We start from the raw sequence: 15,644 nt of genomic DNA, 5'->3' as shown, positions 1-15,644 counted from the left end.
TGCACGGCTTCGACCGCATGGGCGGGCGGGGGCGGCCGGGGCAGGAGCTGATCACCGCAAGCCTCGCCCAGCCCAGGAGGTGAAGAAGGCGAACCGGAAGCCGTGGGTCAGTGGTAGTCGGGAAGGGTGAGAGCGCTGTACTCGGCGTGCGGCCGGTCGGCGGGGAGGGCGGAGAGAGTGCGCAAGGCGGCGTTGCGCTGCTGGAGGGCCTGCTCGGTGGAGGGGAAGAGCTCCGTGTCGCCCTCGTTGGCAAGCGCCTGGTTGAGGGTCACGAACGGCCTCATCACGCGCTCATAGGCGTCGAACGCATTGGCCTGGTCGGCATGCGCGGCCAACTCGCCGGCCAGCACATAGGCGCCGGTAAGGGCGAGGCTGGTGCCCTGCCCCGTCAGGAAGGACGGCGCATAGGCGGCGTCGCCGATCAGCGCGACCCGGCCCGCGGACCAGCTCGTCATGCGTATCTGGCTGACGACATCGAAGAACAGGTCCTCGGCGGATCGCATCTCGGCGACCATCCGCGGAATCTCCCAACGGTCGTCCGGGAAGGTGGCGGCGAGCAGCTCGCGCTGCGCGTCGGGGTTGCGGAAGGCGTCGAAGGGCGGGTCGGAGCGCCTGAAGGTGAGCAGCCCGAACACGTCCTGGCCGGAGCCGACGGCATAGAGGGCGGCGGACCGACCAGGGGTGTTCCACAGCAGGCCCTCGGAGGAAAGCCCGAGGTGGTTGGGCAGGGTGAAGCCTGCGAAACAGGCGCCGAGACAGTGGTGGAAGCGCTCCTCGGGACCAAGGATCAGCCGACGGGTGTTGGAGTGGAGTCCGTCGGCCCCGATGACGACATCGAAGGTGCGGCGGACACCACTGTGGAAGGTCACCTCGACGCCGTCGGAGCGGTCGTCGAGGGCGGCGATGGAGTCGTCGAACATGAATGCGACAGAGTCGCGGACGGCGTCGTAGAGAATCTCGGTCAGGTCGCCGCGCCGCACCTCGAGGTCACCGTCGGCGCCGATGGCCATGCTCTCGGGGCGCAGTGCGGCGACGGTGCCGCCGTCGGCATCCAGGAAGGTGATGCGGTGGGTGTTGACGTGAGCCTTCTGCAGCTGGGGCAGGAGGCCCATGCGCCGCACCGCCTCCAGGGCGGTGCCGCGGATGTCGATGGGGTAGCCGCCGCCGCGCACAGTGCCCGCCTTCTCGACGACGGTGACGTCGAAGCCGTAGCGGTGCAGCCAATAGGCGACCGCGGGGCCGGCAATACTCGCGCCGGAGACGAGAACGGAGCGGTTGGGGAGGTGGTGGTGTGTCTCGGTCATGGTCGATCCTTCCTGGCCGCGCCGCGTCGATGCGTCGGGCAGCCAGATGCCGAACTTGAGGTTCCTTGTTTTTGGGGGCGCGGTGGGCCGCTGTGCGGAGCGGCGCCCGAAGGTGCGCAGTCGATCTCCGCAGGCCACAGGCAGGCGGGCCCCGCGGAGTCTTGCTCCGCACGGGACGGGGGCACGGGGATTTCCTTGTGGTCGTGGAAGTGACGCATGAGGCCGGCGCTACCACCCGTCAGCTTTTGCGGCTCGTTCTCGTGCCGGGGCGCTAGAGCCCCTGCCTGCCGGTGGCCCAGTACGGCCTTGTGGTGACGGCGCGGCGCGCCAGGTTCTGGTGGTCGATGAGCGCACGCCGCTGGCGCTGGATGGACTGGGCGTGACCCAGCAGCAGAGCGCCGTCGATATCCGTCAACTCGCCGCCCGTGAGGGCATGTTCCAGCCAGGTCTGTAGTGCGTCACCAGGCGCTTTTGCTGCGGGCAGGAAGTTGTACCGGGGCCAGCGGTCGGCGAGGGGCGCGACGGCGTTCGCCGGTACCTCCACGGTCACGATCGATGCGTCGCTGTGCTGGGCGTGGGCGTCGAGGGTGCCGAGGGAGCAGCCGTCGCCGAGGTAGAGGCGGCGGATCCCGTTCTCGCGCAGCGGCCGGTGCCGGCCGGCCAGCACCGTCGTGCGGCTGTCGGGGCACAGGCGGCGGATCCACGCCGTGCCGGGACCTGAGGCGTCGGTGGCGGCGAGGATGCTGATGTGCTCGGAGTCTGGGCCGCTCACTGTCCGAACCGTGTAGCGGCGACCCAGGGTGGGGGCGACGCGGAACTGGACCTCGTGGCCGGGGTGCCAGCCGCCAGGCGGCGCGGCGGCGCGCAGCTGCAGTTCCAGGAAGCCAGGGGCGGGCTTATGGAGGCCGAGCACGTGGGCTCGGCGCCCGAGAGCGGACGCGACGATGCTGCCGATGAGGGCGGGTGCTTGGGGCACGGGTGATTCCTCTCCCATGGAGGGGCCGGCGGGCCTGACCGACGGTGGGTTATGCGCCGGTGGCGGGTGCGGCCGACGCGTTTCGGGCCGGATGTGTCCGTCTACTGCGCCGGGACGGTGGGCGCTGTGGGCTCCGGCTCGGGCTCGGTGCGCTTCTGTGACGGAACGAAGAAGGCGAGGACAAGCGGGACGGCGCTGAGGCCGACGATCCACCAGAACGTTCCGGAGAACGCCGAGAGTCCGTCCGTCGCCGTGGCGGCACCGGCGAGCCGGTTCTGCAGGATCACGGCGATGACCGCGACGCCGAAGGGCGCGCCGACGCGCTGCACGACGCTGAACGCCGCACTGCCACGGGGAGTCTCGTCGTGGCTCAGGCTCGAAAGGGCGAGTGCCATCACCGGGAACGTGGTGGCGGCGAAGCCGAGTCCCTGGGCGAACTGCCCGGCCAGCAGTAGTGCTGTTCTGCCGTGTGCGTCCGCGAGGGCGAACGGCACGGTCCCGATCATGGTCAGCAGCACACCGGCGGCGACGACGAAGCGGCCGTCGAGACGGGCCGCGAGGTTGCGCAGGGCCACGACGAAGAACATCGTGCCGAGTCCCTGCGGGATGAGCAGCAGGCCCGTGTGCAGCACCGTCTCGCCGCGAACCTGCTGGTAGAAGAGGGGGAGCAGGAACGACAGGGCGTAGGTCGAGAACCCACTCGCGAAGGTGATGACCCCGCTCAGGCCGAAGCTGCGCCGCGCGAACACGCGTACGTCGATGAGAGCGGGACGACGGGCGCGCAAGGAGTGGACCGTGAAGGCGGCGAGCAGTACGACACCGATGAAGAGCGGGAGCCAGGCGCGAGCGGCGGCAAAGCCGTCCTTTCCCGATACCTCACCTATGCCGTAGGCGACGCCGACGACGCCGGGCGTGAGCAGAAGGAAGCCGGAAACGTCGAGTCGGTGGCCACGCTGTCCGGCGGTCGCGGGCAGCAGGAACCGGCCGAGCACGAGTGCGACGAGGCAGACCGGCACGTTCACGAGGAACATCCAGTGCCAGCTCAGCGACTGCACGATGGCACCGCCCAGCACCGATCCGAGAATGGGGCCGAGCAGTCCGGGGAGCGCGACTGCGGCTGTGGCCTTGTGGAGGCGTTCCGGGCCGGCTGCCCGCGTGACGATGGAGAGCGTGATCGGCATCACCATGCCGCCGCCGATCCCCTGGACCACCCGGAAGGCGATGAGTTCGGGCAGGGAACCCGCGAGGCCGCAGAGGAGCGAACCGACGAGGAAGGCGCCCACGGCGAACATCCAGGCGTTGCGCGCCCCGAACCGTTCGGAAAGCCACCCGCTCACCGGGATCACCGACACGAAAGCCAGCAGGTAGCCCGTCGCGACCCATTGCGTCTGGGCGACCGAGGCGTCGAACACCGTGCGCAGATGGTCGAGGGCAATGTTGACGATCGTCGTGTCCAGGAGCGTGATGAACACTCCGAGGGCCAGGACGAGGCTGATCAGGTTCAGCCGGCGATCGGTCACCGGCGGCGTCGTGGCCTGTGCGGCCGTAGCTGTTGAAGTCACGGCGAGCACACTACACCGTGCAGTGTAGTACGTACACTGCACGGTGTAGGGTGGGCCTTGGAGGTGGGAATGAACGCTGTTGGTACGGAGAAGACGGTGCGCGAGGGGTCCCTGGAGAAGCGGACGGCGATCCTCGCCGCCGCACGGGACCTGTTCGTACATCAAGGGGTGGACCGCGTCAGCATGGACGCCGTCGCGGCCCGGGCCGAGGTGTCGAAGCGCACCGTGTACGACTACTTCGGCGACAAGCGGCGGCTCTTCCTGGCCATCCTATCCGCCGCGTCCGAGTCGATGCTGGCCACCAGCCGCCGCGCCCTCGACGAGCATCTCCCCGAGGGCGCGGCGATCACGACGGTGCCGCAACTGGAGAAGGCGCTCACGGCATTGGCGATCGACTTCGGTACGTCGATCGTCGGCTCCGCCGACTACGCCGCCGCCTTCGCCCTCGTCGCGCAGGAGCGCCTGCGGACGCCGACGACCGCGGACGATCTCGCGACGGAAGCGGCGTCGGAAGACTTGGCGGAACGTATCGCTCACTTCGTCGGCGCCGGGCTCCTGGACACGGACAACCCACGCCTGGCCGCCGACCACTTCAGCGCCCTGACCGTCCTCCTGGCCTACGAACGTCAACCGGTCCCCGCCACCGCCGACCCGGAAAAGGTCCGCCAGACCATGGCCGACGGAGTCCACGCGTTCATCCGCGCGTACGCGACGCGCTAGGAATCGGCTCCCGTACCCGCGTGAGGACGGGAGCCGGGAACGCGTTGGGCGTGACGCCGCCTCTGGACGTCGTCGAACCGGCTCTGTCCTCGTGTAGTTGCGGCCAGGTGGGGTGTACCACTGCGTAATGCTCAGGTCTACGGTCGGCGCGAGGGTCGACGGCGCAGCGGAGATCGATGGCAATCGTTCCGCTTCGAGGTCGGCTGATCGGACTTCCGCTCACCGGCGGTCTGCCGGGATGGCTCCGCAGTGAATACCGGATTTACTGCGGCGGACCCCTACCGTGATCATCGCGACCTGCGGCGGGGCAATCCGGCCGCCGGGGCGAGGTGTACGCATTTACTGCGGCAGCGCCGGGAGGACGGGGCGGGCGTGGCGATCGAACCAGTGACCGAACTCGGAAGCGGGGGCGCGTTGCGGTTGCCGCGCGCCCGCGTCGTGCCCATGTCCGCTCCTCCGGCCACGTACATCGCGGCGGTCGAGCGGTACCTCACTGGTGCGGGTATCGCGAAGTCGTCCGCGCGGATCTACAGGATCTCGCTGACGACGTGGGGGTGGATGTTCGCCGGTGAACCGGCGCCGACCGGACCCGCCCGCCGGAGCGCGAAGCCGCCCCTCGTCCCCGTCGCCGCAATCGACGATCCGGCGCTGCCGGAGGTGCTGGCCAAGCTGGCGGCGGCGCGGGCGGACGAGATGGACGCCGCCACCGTCAACCGGGAGCTGTCCATCGCGCAAGACGATCGGCTGGTGGCAGCGACAGGGCTGGATCGAAGGCGACCCGACGATCGGCATCGAGCGGCGGCCGGCACCGCCGGACCGCACCAAGGCCCTGGCGGAAAACCAGATCGCCGCCCTGTGGCGCCTGGATGTCGCCCTGCGGGAGAAGACGCAGTGGAAGATGCTCTACGAGTCCGAGGCACGGGCCGACGAGGTGCTGTGCCTGAACGTGGAAGACCTGTACCCGCAGGACAAGCGCGGGAAGATCACCGCCAAGGGCGGGGCGACCGAGTGGATTCACTGGCAGTCCGGCACCGCCCAGTTGCTGCCCCGACTCATCGGCCGACGCACCCGCGGCCCGCTGTTCCTCACCGACCGCAAGGCACCGGCCGGAACGCCGACGTTAGACGTGTGCCCGGAGACCGGCCGGGCCCGACTCTCCTACCGCCGGGCTGAGGAGATCTTCGAGGAGAAGACCCGGCTGCTGGCCAACCCGCTCGCCTCACCCGAGGACATCGAGGACCTGGACGGCTGGACCCTGCACCGGCTACGTCACAGTGCCCTGACACACGACGCCGAGGACGGCACCTCCACCCCGATGCTGCTCGCACGCTCCCGCCACGCCTCCGTCCGCTCCCTGGAGCGGTACGCCCGCCCCGGCGTCGACTCGGTCGCCCGACACGTCGCAGAACGCGACCCCGCCGCACGTCGCCAGACGTGACCCTCGCCGTTTGCGGCTGGTGACAGCGTTCTTACCGGCACCCCATCGCCCCAGGACGCCGAGACTGGCTCACTGGCGGCAGGTGCCTCAGGAGGCCGGGCTCACTCACGGGCGGCGCAAGCCCCAGGAAGCCAGAGGACGCTCAGCGTCGGCACGTGGCTCAGGTGCCGAGGCTGGCCTGCGATCGGCGCAGACCCCTGCGAGCCAGAGGCCGCCCAACATCGGCAGGTGGCTCAAGAGCCGGAGCTCGCTCACGGGCAACCCGTCGACCAGCAAGCCAAGGGTCACTCACGGCCGACCCAATCCCCAGCGTCCGCACATGGCTCAGGAACTGCGACCCGCTCACAGCCGGGCCCAGGACCCAAGAGACCAGAGCTCACTAACGACCAACGCAAGCCCCGGAACACCCGGAGCGCGCTCGGGGTCGGAGCGTGCCCCCAGTGGATCCGACGGCGCTCAAACCCGCCCGCGCGTCAGAAGGCCGCCGTATGGTGCTGGGCCCGGCTCACGTCGTAGACGCCCGGTACGTTGCGCATCGCCCGCATGAGGGTCAGGAGGTGGGCCGCGTCCGGGAGTTGGAGTGTGTAGGTGTGGCGGACGCGTTGCTGGGTCGGGGGTTCCACGGTCGCCGAGACGATTTCCGCGCCCTCCAGGGCGATCGCCTCGGTGAGATCGGCGAGCAGATGCGGGCGGCCGAACGATTCGGCTACCAGCGTGACCCGGCACTCGGTGGTGTCGCCCCAGCGCACACCGACCTCCGCGCGCCCCACGCCCTTCATGTGCGCCACCGCGCTGCACTCCACGCGGTGGACGGTCACGACCCCGCCGCGCACCGAGAATCCGGTGACCTCGTCGGGCGGTACGGGCGTGCAGCAGCCCGCGAGCCGCACGGTCGCGCCGGGCTGGTCCACGACGGGGGTGGCCGGGCTCGGTGCTGTGGAGCCGTCCAGGGTGTCTTCGGAAGCGGGGGGCGCTGATCGATGGCTCTGCGCCCCGTTGTCCGCCTTCGCGCCCTCGGCCGGCTTCGCGCTCCTGTCCGCCTCGGCACTCCCTCCGCGGGCACCCTCTCCGTGGGCAATCCCTCCTTGGGGACCGTCTCCGTCGGCGCTCCCCGGGTGCGCCGCGATCCACCGCTGGATGGCGATCCGGGCCGCGGGCGTGTGCGCGTGCTCCAGCCACTCCCTGGAGGGCTCGGAGGCAGGGTCCTGGCCCATGAGGAGCTGGACGGTGTCGCCATCCTTCAGGACCGTGCTGAGGGTCGCCAGGCGGCCGTTGACGCGGGCGCCGATGCAGGCGTGGGCGTCCTCGCCGTACTGCTCGTACGCGGCGTCCACACAGGTCGCGCCGTCGGGCAGGCCCAGGGTGCCGCCGTCGGGCCGGTACACGGTGATCTCGCGGTCCTGGGCGAGGTCCTCGCGGAGCGTCGACCAGAAGGTGTCGGGGTCGGGCGCGCCCTCCTGCCAGTCGAGGAGGCGGGAGAGCCAGCCGGGGCGGGTGGGGTCGGCGCGCTCGCCGTCGTTCGCGGCCTGCTGCTCCTCCGAAGGAGGAGCGTAGGGATTGCCGAGCGCGATGACGCCGGCCTCGGCGACCTTGTGCATCTGGTGGGTGCGGATGAGGACTTCGACGACCTGGCCGTCCGTGTGTGCGACGGCGGTGTGCAGCGACTGGTACAGGTTGAACTTGGGTACGGCGATGAAGTCCTTGAACTCCGAGACGACCGGCTTCAGACAGGTGTGCAGCTCGCCGAGGACGCCGTAACAGTCCGCGTCCTCGTTCACCAGCACCAGGAGACGGCCGAAGTCGGCGCCGCGCAGCCTGCCGCGCTTGCGGGCGACGCGGTGCACGGAGACGAAGTGCCGTGGCCTGATGAGGACTTCGGCCTGGATGCCGGCGTCGCGCAGGACGGTGCGCACCTCGTCGGTGACCTCGGCGAGCGGGTCGTCCGCGCGGGAGGCGTTGTCGACGATCAACTCGCGTGTGTGGTCGTACTCCTCGGGGTGGAGGATCGCGAAGACAAGATCCTCCAGTTCGGTCTTGAGCGCCTGGACGCCGAGCCGTTCGGCGAGCGGGATGAGGACGTCCCGGGTGACCTTGGCGATGCGGGCCTGCTTCTCGGGGCGCATCACGCCCAGGGTGCGCATGTTGTGCAGGCGGTCGGCGAGTTTGATCGACATCACGCGGACGTCGCTGCCGGTGGCGACGAGCATCTTGCGGAAGGTCTCCGGCTCGGCCGCGGCGCCGTAGTCGACCTTCTCCAACTTCGTGACGCCGTCGACGAGATAGCGCACCTCCGCGCCGAACTCCTTGCCGACCTGATCGAGTGTCACTTCCGTGTCCTCGACGGTGTCGTGGAGCAGGGAGGCAGTCAACGTCGTTGTCTCGGCGCCGAGTTCGGCGAGGATCAGGGTCACCGCGAGGGGGTGCGTGATGTACGGCTCGCCGCTCTTGCGCATCTGACCGCGGTGCGAGGACTCGGCCAGGACCCAGGCGTGGCGCAGCGGTTCGAGATCGGCGTCGGGATAGTGGGCGCGATGCGCCTCGGCGACATGGCCGATGGCGTCGGGCAGCCGGTCGCGCGCAGTGGGACCGAGCAGGGCGGCCCGGCCGAGCCGGCGCAGGTCGATCCGGGGGCGGGCCTTCCTGCGGGGCACTGTGTTGATCACAGGGCCTGGGCTCGCAGGGTTCGTGGCCTCCGCACTCATGGGCACCTCCGGCTGCTTGACCGGCGGACGGGTGCCCCATGGCGTACTCGGCTCAGGGGATCTTCGATCCCCCGTCCGGGCCGGTGCTTGATGCTACCGAGCCCACCACGTGCGACTGACCGCCTCTCGCCGAGCGTGAAACGGATCACCCATTCGAGCGAAGGTCAGAGGGTTTACGGTTTCGCGCCACAGGACAAGAAGTCGGCCGTGGTTTCGGGCCACATCGGGCGCCGGAGGCTTCCGATCAGTGTGCCCGGAGCCGCCACAACTGCGAATCACCCGTTCAGCGGATGGCGCTTTCCAGCCATTCCGCGTCGATCTCGCCCTCGGCGACGATCACCGCGGGACCGGTCATCTCGATCTGGCCGTCGGGCCGCTCGGTGATCACCAGCGTTCCACCGAGCACATCGACCGTGTACGTCACGGGCGTCCCGGTGGCGGCCGGGTCGCTGCCGGCTCTGCGGGCGGCGGCCACGGCGACCGCGCACGCGCCCGTGCCGCACGAACGGGTCTCGCCGGCGCCGCGCTCGTGCACGCGCATGGCGACGTGCCCGGGGCCGCGGTCGACCACGAACTCCACGTTCACACCGTCCGGGTAGGCGGTGGCCGGGCTGAAGGGCGGCGCGGAGTACAGGTCACCGGCCTGCGCGAGGTCTTCGACGAAGGCGACCGCGTGCGGGTTGCCCATGTTCACGTTCCGCGCGGGCCAACTGTGCTCGCCGACGCTCACCGTGACGTCCCCTTCGGGGAGGCGGGCCGTGCCCATGCCGACGGTCACGTCACCGTCCTTGGCGAGGTGGACGGTCTTGACTCCCCCGCGTGTGGCAACCGCGATATCCCCTTCGGCCACATGTCCGGCACGCTGGAGATAGCGCGCGAACACACGCACTCCGTTGCCGCACATCTCGGAGACGGACCCGTCGCCGTTGCGGTAGTCCATGAACCACTCCGCCTCGGCCGCCATGTCCCGCGCGTCGGGGTGCGTGGCGGACCGCACCACGTGCAGCAGTCCGTCGCCGCCGATGCCCGCGCGGCGGTCGCACAGGGCGGCCACGGCGGCCGGGGGCAGGTCGATGACGTTCTCGGGGTCCGGGACGATCACGAAGTCGTTCTCGGTGCCGTGCCCCTTGAGGAAGGCGATCCGCGTGCTCATTCCTCGATCGTACGGGGTGGCTATGACATCCCGACGATCACGGTGACAGGACTCGGATGCCGCCCCTGTCGGGCGACGTCCGCCGCACCGGAGGAGCACCTCGAAGGGGCGCGGGGCGATGTGACGTACGGCTCAGCCGCGTCCAGCCGCAACAGCACCACAGGCGATCTACGGCGTAGCGCCGCATCACCAGCGAAGTGCCTAGCGCAGCCGGGCCACGCGCCACACGGCCAGCACCGCCACCACGGTCAGCACGAGGACGTACGCGACGACGACCCGCCAGTCCGGGCGGCGGCCGGAGCCGCGCTGCGGGAAGCCCGGCCAGGTGTAGCCGACGCGGCGGGCGGCCGTCGTGCCCCAGCCGGCCGCGCAGCAGCAGATGAGCAGGCCGAGCATGGCGATCACGGCCCCGCTGTCGCCGAAGTCGAAGGCGAGCGGGAAGGCGAACATGAGGGAACCGACCGCGGCCAGGGCCACGATGGGGGCGAGCTGCCAGATCCGCAGCCGGCGCTGCGGGCGGAGTTCCACCTCGACCTCGGGTCCGGCGAACATCTCGTCGGGCCCGGGACCGTCGGCGGTCACGCCGCCCTGGATCTCGTCCGGGCCGTCCGGGCTCAGCAGGCCGTCGCCCTCTTCCGGTTCAGTACGGCCCGCAGTGACCTGCTCGATGCCTTCTGCGGTGTCGCGAGGGCCGGCCTCCATCGCCACGCGCCCTCCCAACTCGGACTCCACTTGGTCGATCGAAGCTCGATGATGGCACGCCCCCGAAGGCCACAACGGCGGCCGGAGCGTCCCGATGCCATGACGTGATCAGGCTGTGACCGGTCGTTCGACCAACGCCAGTGCCAGGTGCGGAAGTTCTGTGAGATCCGCCGCAGCCCCACTCAACCAGTGCACCCGGGGATCGCGTCTGAACCACGAATCCTGGCGGCGCGCGAAGCGCTTGGTGGCACGCACGGTCTCCGTGCGCGCCTCCTGTTCCGTGCACGCTCCCGCGAGCGCCGCGAGCACCTGCTGATAGCCGAGCGCGCGGGACGCCGTGACCCCCTCGCGCAACCCGTGCGCCTCCAGCGCACGCACCTCGTCCACGAGCCCCGCGCTCCACATCCGGTCGACCCGGCGCGCGATGCGCTCGTCCAGCTCGGGACGCGCCACGTCGACGCCGATCTGGACGGTGTCGTAGACCGAGTCGTGGCCGGGAAGGTTGGCGGTGAAGGGCTTGCCGGTGATCTCGATGACCTCCAGGGCCCGGACGATACGGCGGCCGTTGCTCGGCAGGATCGCGTGCGCGGCCTCGGGGTCGGCGGCGGCCAGGCGGGCGTGCAGGGCACCGGAGCCGCGCAGGGCGAGCTCATCCTCCAGGCGGGCCCGGACCTCGGGGTCGGTGCCGGGGAACTCCAGGTTGTCGACCGCAGCGCGCACGTACAGCCCGGAGCCGCCGACCAGGATCGGCCAGCGCCCCTCGGCGAGCAGTGCGTCGATGCGCTCACGGGCGAGCCGCTGGTATTCGGCGACGGAGGCAGTGACCGTCACGTCCCAGATGTCCAGGAGGTGGTGCGGGACGCCGTCGCGTTCCTCGGGCGTCAGCTTGGCGGTGCCGATGTCCATCCCTCGGTAGAGCTGCATGGAGTCGGCGTTGACGACCTCGCCACCTAGGCGCTGGGCCAGGAAGACGCCCAGATCGGACTTTCCGGCCGCGGTCGGTCCGACGACGGCGATGACTCGGGGGGCGGGGGGTGCGCTGCTCACGTTCCCAGTCTCGCAAACCTCGGACCCAGGGCTCGAACGAGTTACGTGACGGCCCGCTCGTGGGGTCGTTGCCCGTTGCGAGGTACCCCGCCGCCGGTTTCGGGAGGCGGTGACCCGGGCGACGCAAACGGATGCACCGGGCTACGCGGGATTTCGCCCGCACGAGTAACGTATGGAGTTGATATGGGCGTTTTGGACCGGATTCTTCGGAGGTCGAAGGCTACGGAGGAGGCGTCAACCGCCGAAGCGCAGGCCGGCGCACAGTCGGCCGACTCCCTGACGGCTGACGCGGCGGACGAGGTGTCGGAGACCGAAGCGGGGGCAGGCGTCCAGGAAGCGGCGGGGACGACGGCGACGGAGGCTGTCGAGGCCGCGGACGGCGTCGAGATCCCCAAGCAGCAGTCCGCCGAAGCGACCGCCGACAACGAGGCCGGTGAAGGCGCCCGCACGTAACTGCCCCGCGTGGAAAGGTGAACCATGGGTCTGATGGACAGCTTCAAGGCCAAACTCGCCCCGGCGAAGGAGAAGGTCTCGGGCCTCGCTCAGCAGCACGGAGGCAAGATCGAGAACGGCCTGGACAAAGCCGCGAAAATGGTCGACGCGAAGACCAAGGGCAAGTACAGCGGCAAGATCCAGACAGGCACGGGCAAGGCCAAGGACGCCATGGACCGACTCGCGCACAAGGACGCCCCGGGTGGCACAGGGAACACGGGGAGCACAAGTCCGGAGGGCGGCGGCACGACCACGCCCCCGGAATCGCCCCCGCCGGCTTCCTGAACGGCACCCGCACATCGATCGGTGGACGGCCGCGGAGCGTACTGCTCCGCGGCCGTCCACCGATCTGCGAGGTGGGGTCGGGTGCGGAGGTCGTAGTGCTGCGTTCGCCTCTTCAGGTCGGGCGGGTGGACTCGGTTCGTGGGCGTTACGACCGCCGCGCGACACCCGCGTCGGCGACGCACACGCCTACCTCGCGACCGCACCGGCCGCGCTGAGACACGCGCCACACCACCCACGGGCAACGTCACATAGGGCAAATCACCCTCGCCCCACGCGCGGGTACCCGCATCCGCACCCGCGCCTACGACCAGGTGGCAACCACGTACCCGACCCCGTACGGCGCGTCCTCGTACAGCAGCGCACCGCCGAGGTCCGCGCCCTCGGCAGCGCCTGCGAGGACCTGCCAGGGGGCGCGGCCCGAGGCCTTCAGTTCGTACGCCAGCTCGGTGTCCAGCGCCTTGATGGCCGCCACGTCCGCCGCCCCCAGCGCACGCGCGACCTCCGCGTCGAAGGGTGCCGCCCGCTCGTCGAGATAGCCCGGTGCCTTCAGCGTCCGGCAGGCGCTGGCGTCGCCCATCACCAGCAGCGCGACCCGGTCGGCCTGCGCGACGAGGTCCCTCCCGGTTTGAATACACCGCTCGGCCTCAAGAGGTTCCCCCACGCCGAGTCCCTCGATCGGGGCGTCGGACCACCCGGTCCGCTCCAACAGCCACGCGGCGACGGCCAGCGAAGGCGGAAGCGCACGCTCCGATGCCGCGCCACTGTCCACGGACCGGTCGCCGCCCAGCCGTACGTCGAGATCCACGCCGAAGCCGCGGAACGAACCCCGGGTGCCCTCAGGGTGTGGCCCGCGCCCGCTCTGCTCGGCGGGTCCGACAACCACCAGGCGGTCGGGCCGGGCGGCGGCGAGCACGCCCAGCGCGTCGGTGCACGCGGCCCGCGCGGCGGCCAGCTCGGGCGCCGCGCCTGCGGCGACATCGGGGACGAGGAGCGGAGGACAGGGGCAGACGGCGGCGGCTACGAGCATGGCCGGAACACTAACAAGCCGCACTGACACGGCACGCCGACAGTCCACATGGCCAGCAGTCCGCATGGCCGAGCCGTCGACCCGGCGTCGCTCAGCGGGTCACGATCTCAGTCGCAGCCGCAGCCGCTCCCCGTGGCGACCGGCAGCGGCGCGGGTGCGCCGATCTTCGGCAGGCCCAGCATCACGCCGGCCGGCTTGGCGGCCTCGGCCGCGTTGCGCTTCTCCCAGGCGTCACCCGCGCGCGTGGGGCGCACGTTCAGAGTGGGGCCCTCGGCGAGGAGGTGGTGCGGGGCGGCATACGTGATCTCGACCGTCACCACGTCGCCGGGGCGGACGTCCTGGTCCGGCTTGGTGAAGTGGACGAGGCGGTTGTCGGGGGCGCGCCCGGAGAGGCGGTGGGTGGCGCCGTCCTTGCGGCCCTCGCCCTCGGCGACCATCAGCTCCAGGGTGCGGCCGACCTGCTTCTTGTTCTCGTCCCAGGAGATCTCCTCCTGGAGGGCGACCAGACGCATGTAGCGCTCCTGGACGACCTCCTTGGGGATCTGGTTCTCCATGGTCGCGGCCGGGGTGCCGGGCCGCTTGGAGTACTGGAACGTAAACGCTTGCGCGAAGCGTGCCTCGCGGACCGCGTGCATCGTCTGCTGGAAGTCCTCCTCGGTCTCCCCGGGGAAGCCCACGATGATGTCGGTGGTGATGGCGGCGTGCGGGATGGCCGCGCGGACCTTCTCGATGATCCCCAGGTAGCGCTCCTGGCGGTAGGACCGGCGCATGGCCTTGAGGATCGGGTCGGAGCCGGACTGCATGGGCATGTGCAGTTGCGGCATCACGTTCGGCGTCTCGGCCATCGCGGCGATGACGTCGTCGGTGAAGTCACGCGGGTGCGGGGACGTGAACCGGACCCGCTCCAGGCCCTCGATCGCGCCGCACGCGCGGAGCAGCTTGCTGAAGGCCTCGCGGTCGCCGATGTCGGAGCCGTACGCGTTGACGTTCTGGCCGAGCAGCGTGATCTCGGAGACGCCCTCGCCGACCAGGGCCTCGATCTCGGCGAGGATGTCGCCGGTACGGCGGTCCTTCTCCTTGCCGCGCAGCGCCGGGACGATGCAGAAGGTGCACGTGTTGTTGCAGCCGACGGAGATCGACACCCAGGCCGCGTAGGCGCTCTCGCGCCGGGTCGGCAGTGTCGAGGGGAAGGCCTCCAGGGACTCCGCGATCTCGACCTGCGCCTCTTCCTGCACGCGTGCGCGCTCCAGCAGGACCGGCAGCTTGCCGATGTTGTGCGTGCCGAAGACGACGTCCACCCAGGGCGCCTTCTTCACGATGGTGTCGCGGTCCTTCTGGGCGAGGCAGCCGCCGACGGCGATCTGCATCCCGGGGCGCTTCGTCTTCATCGGGGCGAGCCGGCCGAGGTTGCCGTAGAGCCGGTTGTCTGCGTTCTCGCGCACGGCGCAGGTGTTGAAGACGACGACGTCCGCGTCCCCGTCCGAACCCTCGGGCGCGCGCACGTAACCGGCCCCCTCCAGGAGACCGGAGAGCCGCTCGGAATCGTGGACGTTCATCTGGCACCCGTAGGTGCGCACTTCGTACGTTTTGACGTCCACTGCCCCGCTCCGGTCACTGCTGCTCATGTGACAAGGGTAGGCGGTGCCGGGAGTCACTCTTCCGGTGGCCGAGAACCGCCGTGCCTCACGTCACTCGTCGCCGGTGCCCCACCCCTGCTTGCGCAGCACCCCGGACACATCCGGCACCTCGTAGTGCTCCCCCTTGAGCACCTTGCCGTCGGCCCGGCGGGCGATCTCGCCGTTCGGGCCGAGCTTGGTCATGTTGGCGCGGTGGATCTCGGCGATCACCGCGTCGAGGTCGACGCCGTGGACGAGGGCCGTGCCGTACGCGACGTAGACGACGTCGGCCAGCTCGTGCGCCAGCCGGTCGAGGGGGCCGCTCACCGAGACCTCGACGACCTCCGCGGCCTCCTCGGCGAGCAGTCCGCCCCGGTGGGCGGCGAGGTCGGGGGCGATCTCGGTGGGTGTGCTGCGGGCGTCGAGCCCGAAGGCCAGATGGAATTCGCGGACCAGGTCGGCGGGCGAAGAACTCATGCCACGACCCTAGTGGCCGCCACTGACACTCCGGCCCGCCAGGGGTTTTCGGGGCGGGCAAGCCCGCAGACGCGGGTCGGCGCACACTCCGCCGCCGTCTCATCGGCCACCGACTGCCGACCCCGCACCGCACCGCCTTCACT

The 15,644-nt window shown here is 70.5% G+C and carries 15 protein-coding genes; 4 read left to right on the top strand and 11 right to left on the bottom strand.

Annotated elements, in window-relative coordinates:
• Window positions 1–107: 107 nt before the first annotated feature.
• From OG223_RS38530 to OG223_RS38520, 3 genes are all read right to left on the bottom strand, one after another.
• A complete protein-coding gene (locus tag OG223_RS38530; RefSeq protein WP_329259003.1) occupies window positions 108–1,304 on the bottom strand; it encodes an FAD-dependent monooxygenase in 1,197 nt (398 codons plus the stop codon).
• 271 nt (window positions 1,305–1,575) lie between these two features.
• Entirely contained in the window at window positions 1,576–2,280 is a 705-nt protein-coding gene (locus OG223_RS38525; RefSeq protein ID WP_329259000.1) for a hypothetical protein, read from the bottom strand.
• 101 nt (window positions 2,281–2,381) lie between these two features.
• A complete protein-coding gene (locus OG223_RS38520) occupies window positions 2,382–3,842 on the bottom strand; it encodes an MDR family MFS transporter (RefSeq protein ID WP_329258998.1) in 1,461 nt (486 codons plus the stop codon).
• A 69-nt stretch (window positions 3,843–3,911) separates the two neighbouring features.
• On the opposite strand from OG223_RS38520, the gene OG223_RS38515 reads away from it, so the two are divergent.
• Window positions 3,912–4,562, top strand: coding sequence for a TetR/AcrR family transcriptional regulator (locus OG223_RS38515; protein ID WP_329258996.1), 651 nt, complete (start codon window positions 3,912–3,914; stop codon window positions 4,560–4,562).
• A 527-nt stretch (window positions 4,563–5,089) separates the two neighbouring features.
• On the opposite strand, the gene OG223_RS38510 is transcribed toward OG223_RS38515, so the two are convergent.
• Window positions 5,090–5,290, bottom strand: a complete 201-nt coding sequence (locus OG223_RS38510; RefSeq protein ID WP_329265935.1) for a hypothetical protein — start codon at window positions 5,288–5,290, stop codon at window positions 5,090–5,092.
• Window positions 5,291–5,460: 170 nt separating this feature from the next.
• Between OG223_RS38510 and OG223_RS38505 the strand changes: the two genes are divergently transcribed.
• Window positions 5,461–6,000 (top strand): site-specific integrase, encoded by a 540-nt coding sequence (locus OG223_RS38505; protein WP_443073785.1) that lies wholly within the window; start codon window positions 5,461–5,463, stop codon window positions 5,998–6,000.
• 473 nt (window positions 6,001–6,473) lie between these two features.
• Here OG223_RS38505 and OG223_RS38500 read toward each other — a convergent pair whose 3' ends face one another.
• From OG223_RS38500 to miaA, 4 genes are all read right to left on the bottom strand, one after another.
• Entirely contained in the window at window positions 6,474–8,702 is a 2,229-nt protein-coding gene (locus OG223_RS38500; protein WP_329258993.1) for a RelA/SpoT family protein, read from the bottom strand.
• A 283-nt stretch (window positions 8,703–8,985) separates the two neighbouring features.
• Window positions 8,986–9,855, bottom strand: coding sequence for a diaminopimelate epimerase (dapF, locus tag OG223_RS38495; protein WP_329258990.1), 870 nt, complete (start codon window positions 9,853–9,855; stop codon window positions 8,986–8,988).
• 201 nt (window positions 9,856–10,056) lie between these two features.
• Window positions 10,057–10,557, bottom strand: coding sequence for a hypothetical protein (locus OG223_RS38490; protein ID WP_329265703.1), 501 nt, complete (start codon window positions 10,555–10,557; stop codon window positions 10,057–10,059).
• Between the two features lie 108 nt (window positions 10,558–10,665).
• Window positions 10,666–11,604, bottom strand: coding sequence for a tRNA (adenosine(37)-N6)-dimethylallyltransferase MiaA (gene miaA, locus OG223_RS38485; RefSeq protein WP_329258987.1), 939 nt, complete (start codon window positions 11,602–11,604; stop codon window positions 10,666–10,668).
• A gap of 183 nt (window positions 11,605–11,787) precedes the next feature.
• Between miaA and OG223_RS38480 the strand changes: the two genes are divergently transcribed.
• Together OG223_RS38480 and OG223_RS38475 are read left to right on the top strand one after the other, a co-directional pair.
• On the top strand, window positions 11,788–12,057 hold the full coding sequence (locus OG223_RS38480; protein ID WP_329258985.1) for a hypothetical protein: 270 nt from the start codon (window positions 11,788–11,790) through the stop codon (window positions 12,055–12,057).
• Between the two features lie 24 nt (window positions 12,058–12,081).
• Window positions 12,082–12,381, top strand: coding sequence for an antitoxin (locus OG223_RS38475; RefSeq protein WP_329258982.1), 300 nt, complete (start codon window positions 12,082–12,084; stop codon window positions 12,379–12,381).
• A 301-nt stretch (window positions 12,382–12,682) separates the two neighbouring features.
• Here the strand turns inward: OG223_RS38475 and OG223_RS38470 are convergent, their stop codons facing one another.
• The 3 genes from OG223_RS38470 to OG223_RS38460 all read right to left on the bottom strand — a co-directional run bounded on the left by OG223_RS38470 (window position 12,683) and on the right by OG223_RS38460 (window position 15,501).
• On the bottom strand, window positions 12,683–13,408 hold the full coding sequence (locus OG223_RS38470) for a class III extradiol dioxygenase subunit B-like domain-containing protein (RefSeq protein WP_329258979.1): 726 nt from the start codon (window positions 13,406–13,408) through the stop codon (window positions 12,683–12,685).
• Between the two features lie 107 nt (window positions 13,409–13,515).
• Complete coding sequence (gene miaB, locus OG223_RS38465) at window positions 13,516–15,033, bottom strand: tRNA (N6-isopentenyl adenosine(37)-C2)-methylthiotransferase MiaB (protein ID WP_329258975.1); 1,518 nt, start codon at window positions 15,031–15,033, stop codon at window positions 13,516–13,518.
• Window positions 15,034–15,096: 63 nt separating this feature from the next.
• Window positions 15,097–15,501 carry a MazG nucleotide pyrophosphohydrolase domain-containing protein gene (locus OG223_RS38460; protein WP_329258973.1) on the bottom strand — a complete coding sequence of 135 codons (405 nt, stop codon included), beginning with the start codon at window positions 15,499–15,501 and terminating at the stop codon, window positions 15,097–15,099.
• Window positions 15,502–15,644: the final 143 nt, after the last annotated feature.

Origin of the sequence: Streptomyces sp. NBC_01478, assembly GCF_036227225.1 — a bacterium.
Classification (GTDB): domain Bacteria; phylum Actinomycetota; class Actinomycetes; order Streptomycetales; family Streptomycetaceae; genus Streptomyces.
The sequence above is the reverse complement of the archived record's forward strand: the minus strand, read 5'-3'. Positions and strand labels throughout refer to the sequence as shown.

Excerpts from the sequence above, each read along its gene's own strand:
- OG223_RS38530 (WP_329259003.1), bottom strand. The coding sequence starts at position 1,304 with ATGACCGAGACACACCACCACCTCCCCAACCGCTCCGTTCTCGTCTCC.
- OG223_RS38515 (WP_329258996.1), top strand. The coding sequence starts at position 3,912 with ATGAACGCTGTTGGTACGGAGAAGACGGTGCGCGAGGGGTCCCTGGAG.
- OG223_RS38510 (WP_329265935.1), bottom strand. The coding sequence starts at position 5,290 with ATGGACAGCTCCCGGTTGACGGTGGCGGCGTCCATCTCGTCCGCCCGC.
- OG223_RS38505 (WP_443073785.1), top strand. The coding sequence starts at position 5,461 with ATGCTCTACGAGTCCGAGGCACGGGCCGACGAGGTGCTGTGCCTGAAC.
- OG223_RS38500 (WP_329258993.1), bottom strand. The coding sequence starts at position 8,702 with ATGAGTGCGGAGGCCACGAACCCTGCGAGCCCAGGCCCTGTGATCAAC.
- dapF (WP_329258990.1), bottom strand. The coding sequence starts at position 9,855 with ATGAGCACGCGGATCGCCTTCCTCAAGGGGCACGGCACCGAGAACGAC.
- OG223_RS38490 (WP_329265703.1), bottom strand. The coding sequence starts at position 10,557 with ATGGAGGCCGGCCCTCGCGACACCGCAGAAGGCATCGAGCAGGTCACT.
- OG223_RS38480 (WP_329258985.1), top strand. The coding sequence starts at position 11,788 with ATGGGCGTTTTGGACCGGATTCTTCGGAGGTCGAAGGCTACGGAGGAG.
- OG223_RS38475 (WP_329258982.1), top strand. The coding sequence starts at position 12,082 with ATGGGTCTGATGGACAGCTTCAAGGCCAAACTCGCCCCGGCGAAGGAG.
- OG223_RS38470 (WP_329258979.1), bottom strand. The coding sequence starts at position 13,408 with ATGCTCGTAGCCGCCGCCGTCTGCCCCTGTCCTCCGCTCCTCGTCCCC.
- miaB (WP_329258975.1), bottom strand. The coding sequence starts at position 15,033 with ATGAGCAGCAGTGACCGGAGCGGGGCAGTGGACGTCAAAACGTACGAA.
- OG223_RS38460 (WP_329258973.1), bottom strand. The coding sequence starts at position 15,501 with ATGAGTTCTTCGCCCGCCGACCTGGTCCGCGAATTCCATCTGGCCTTC.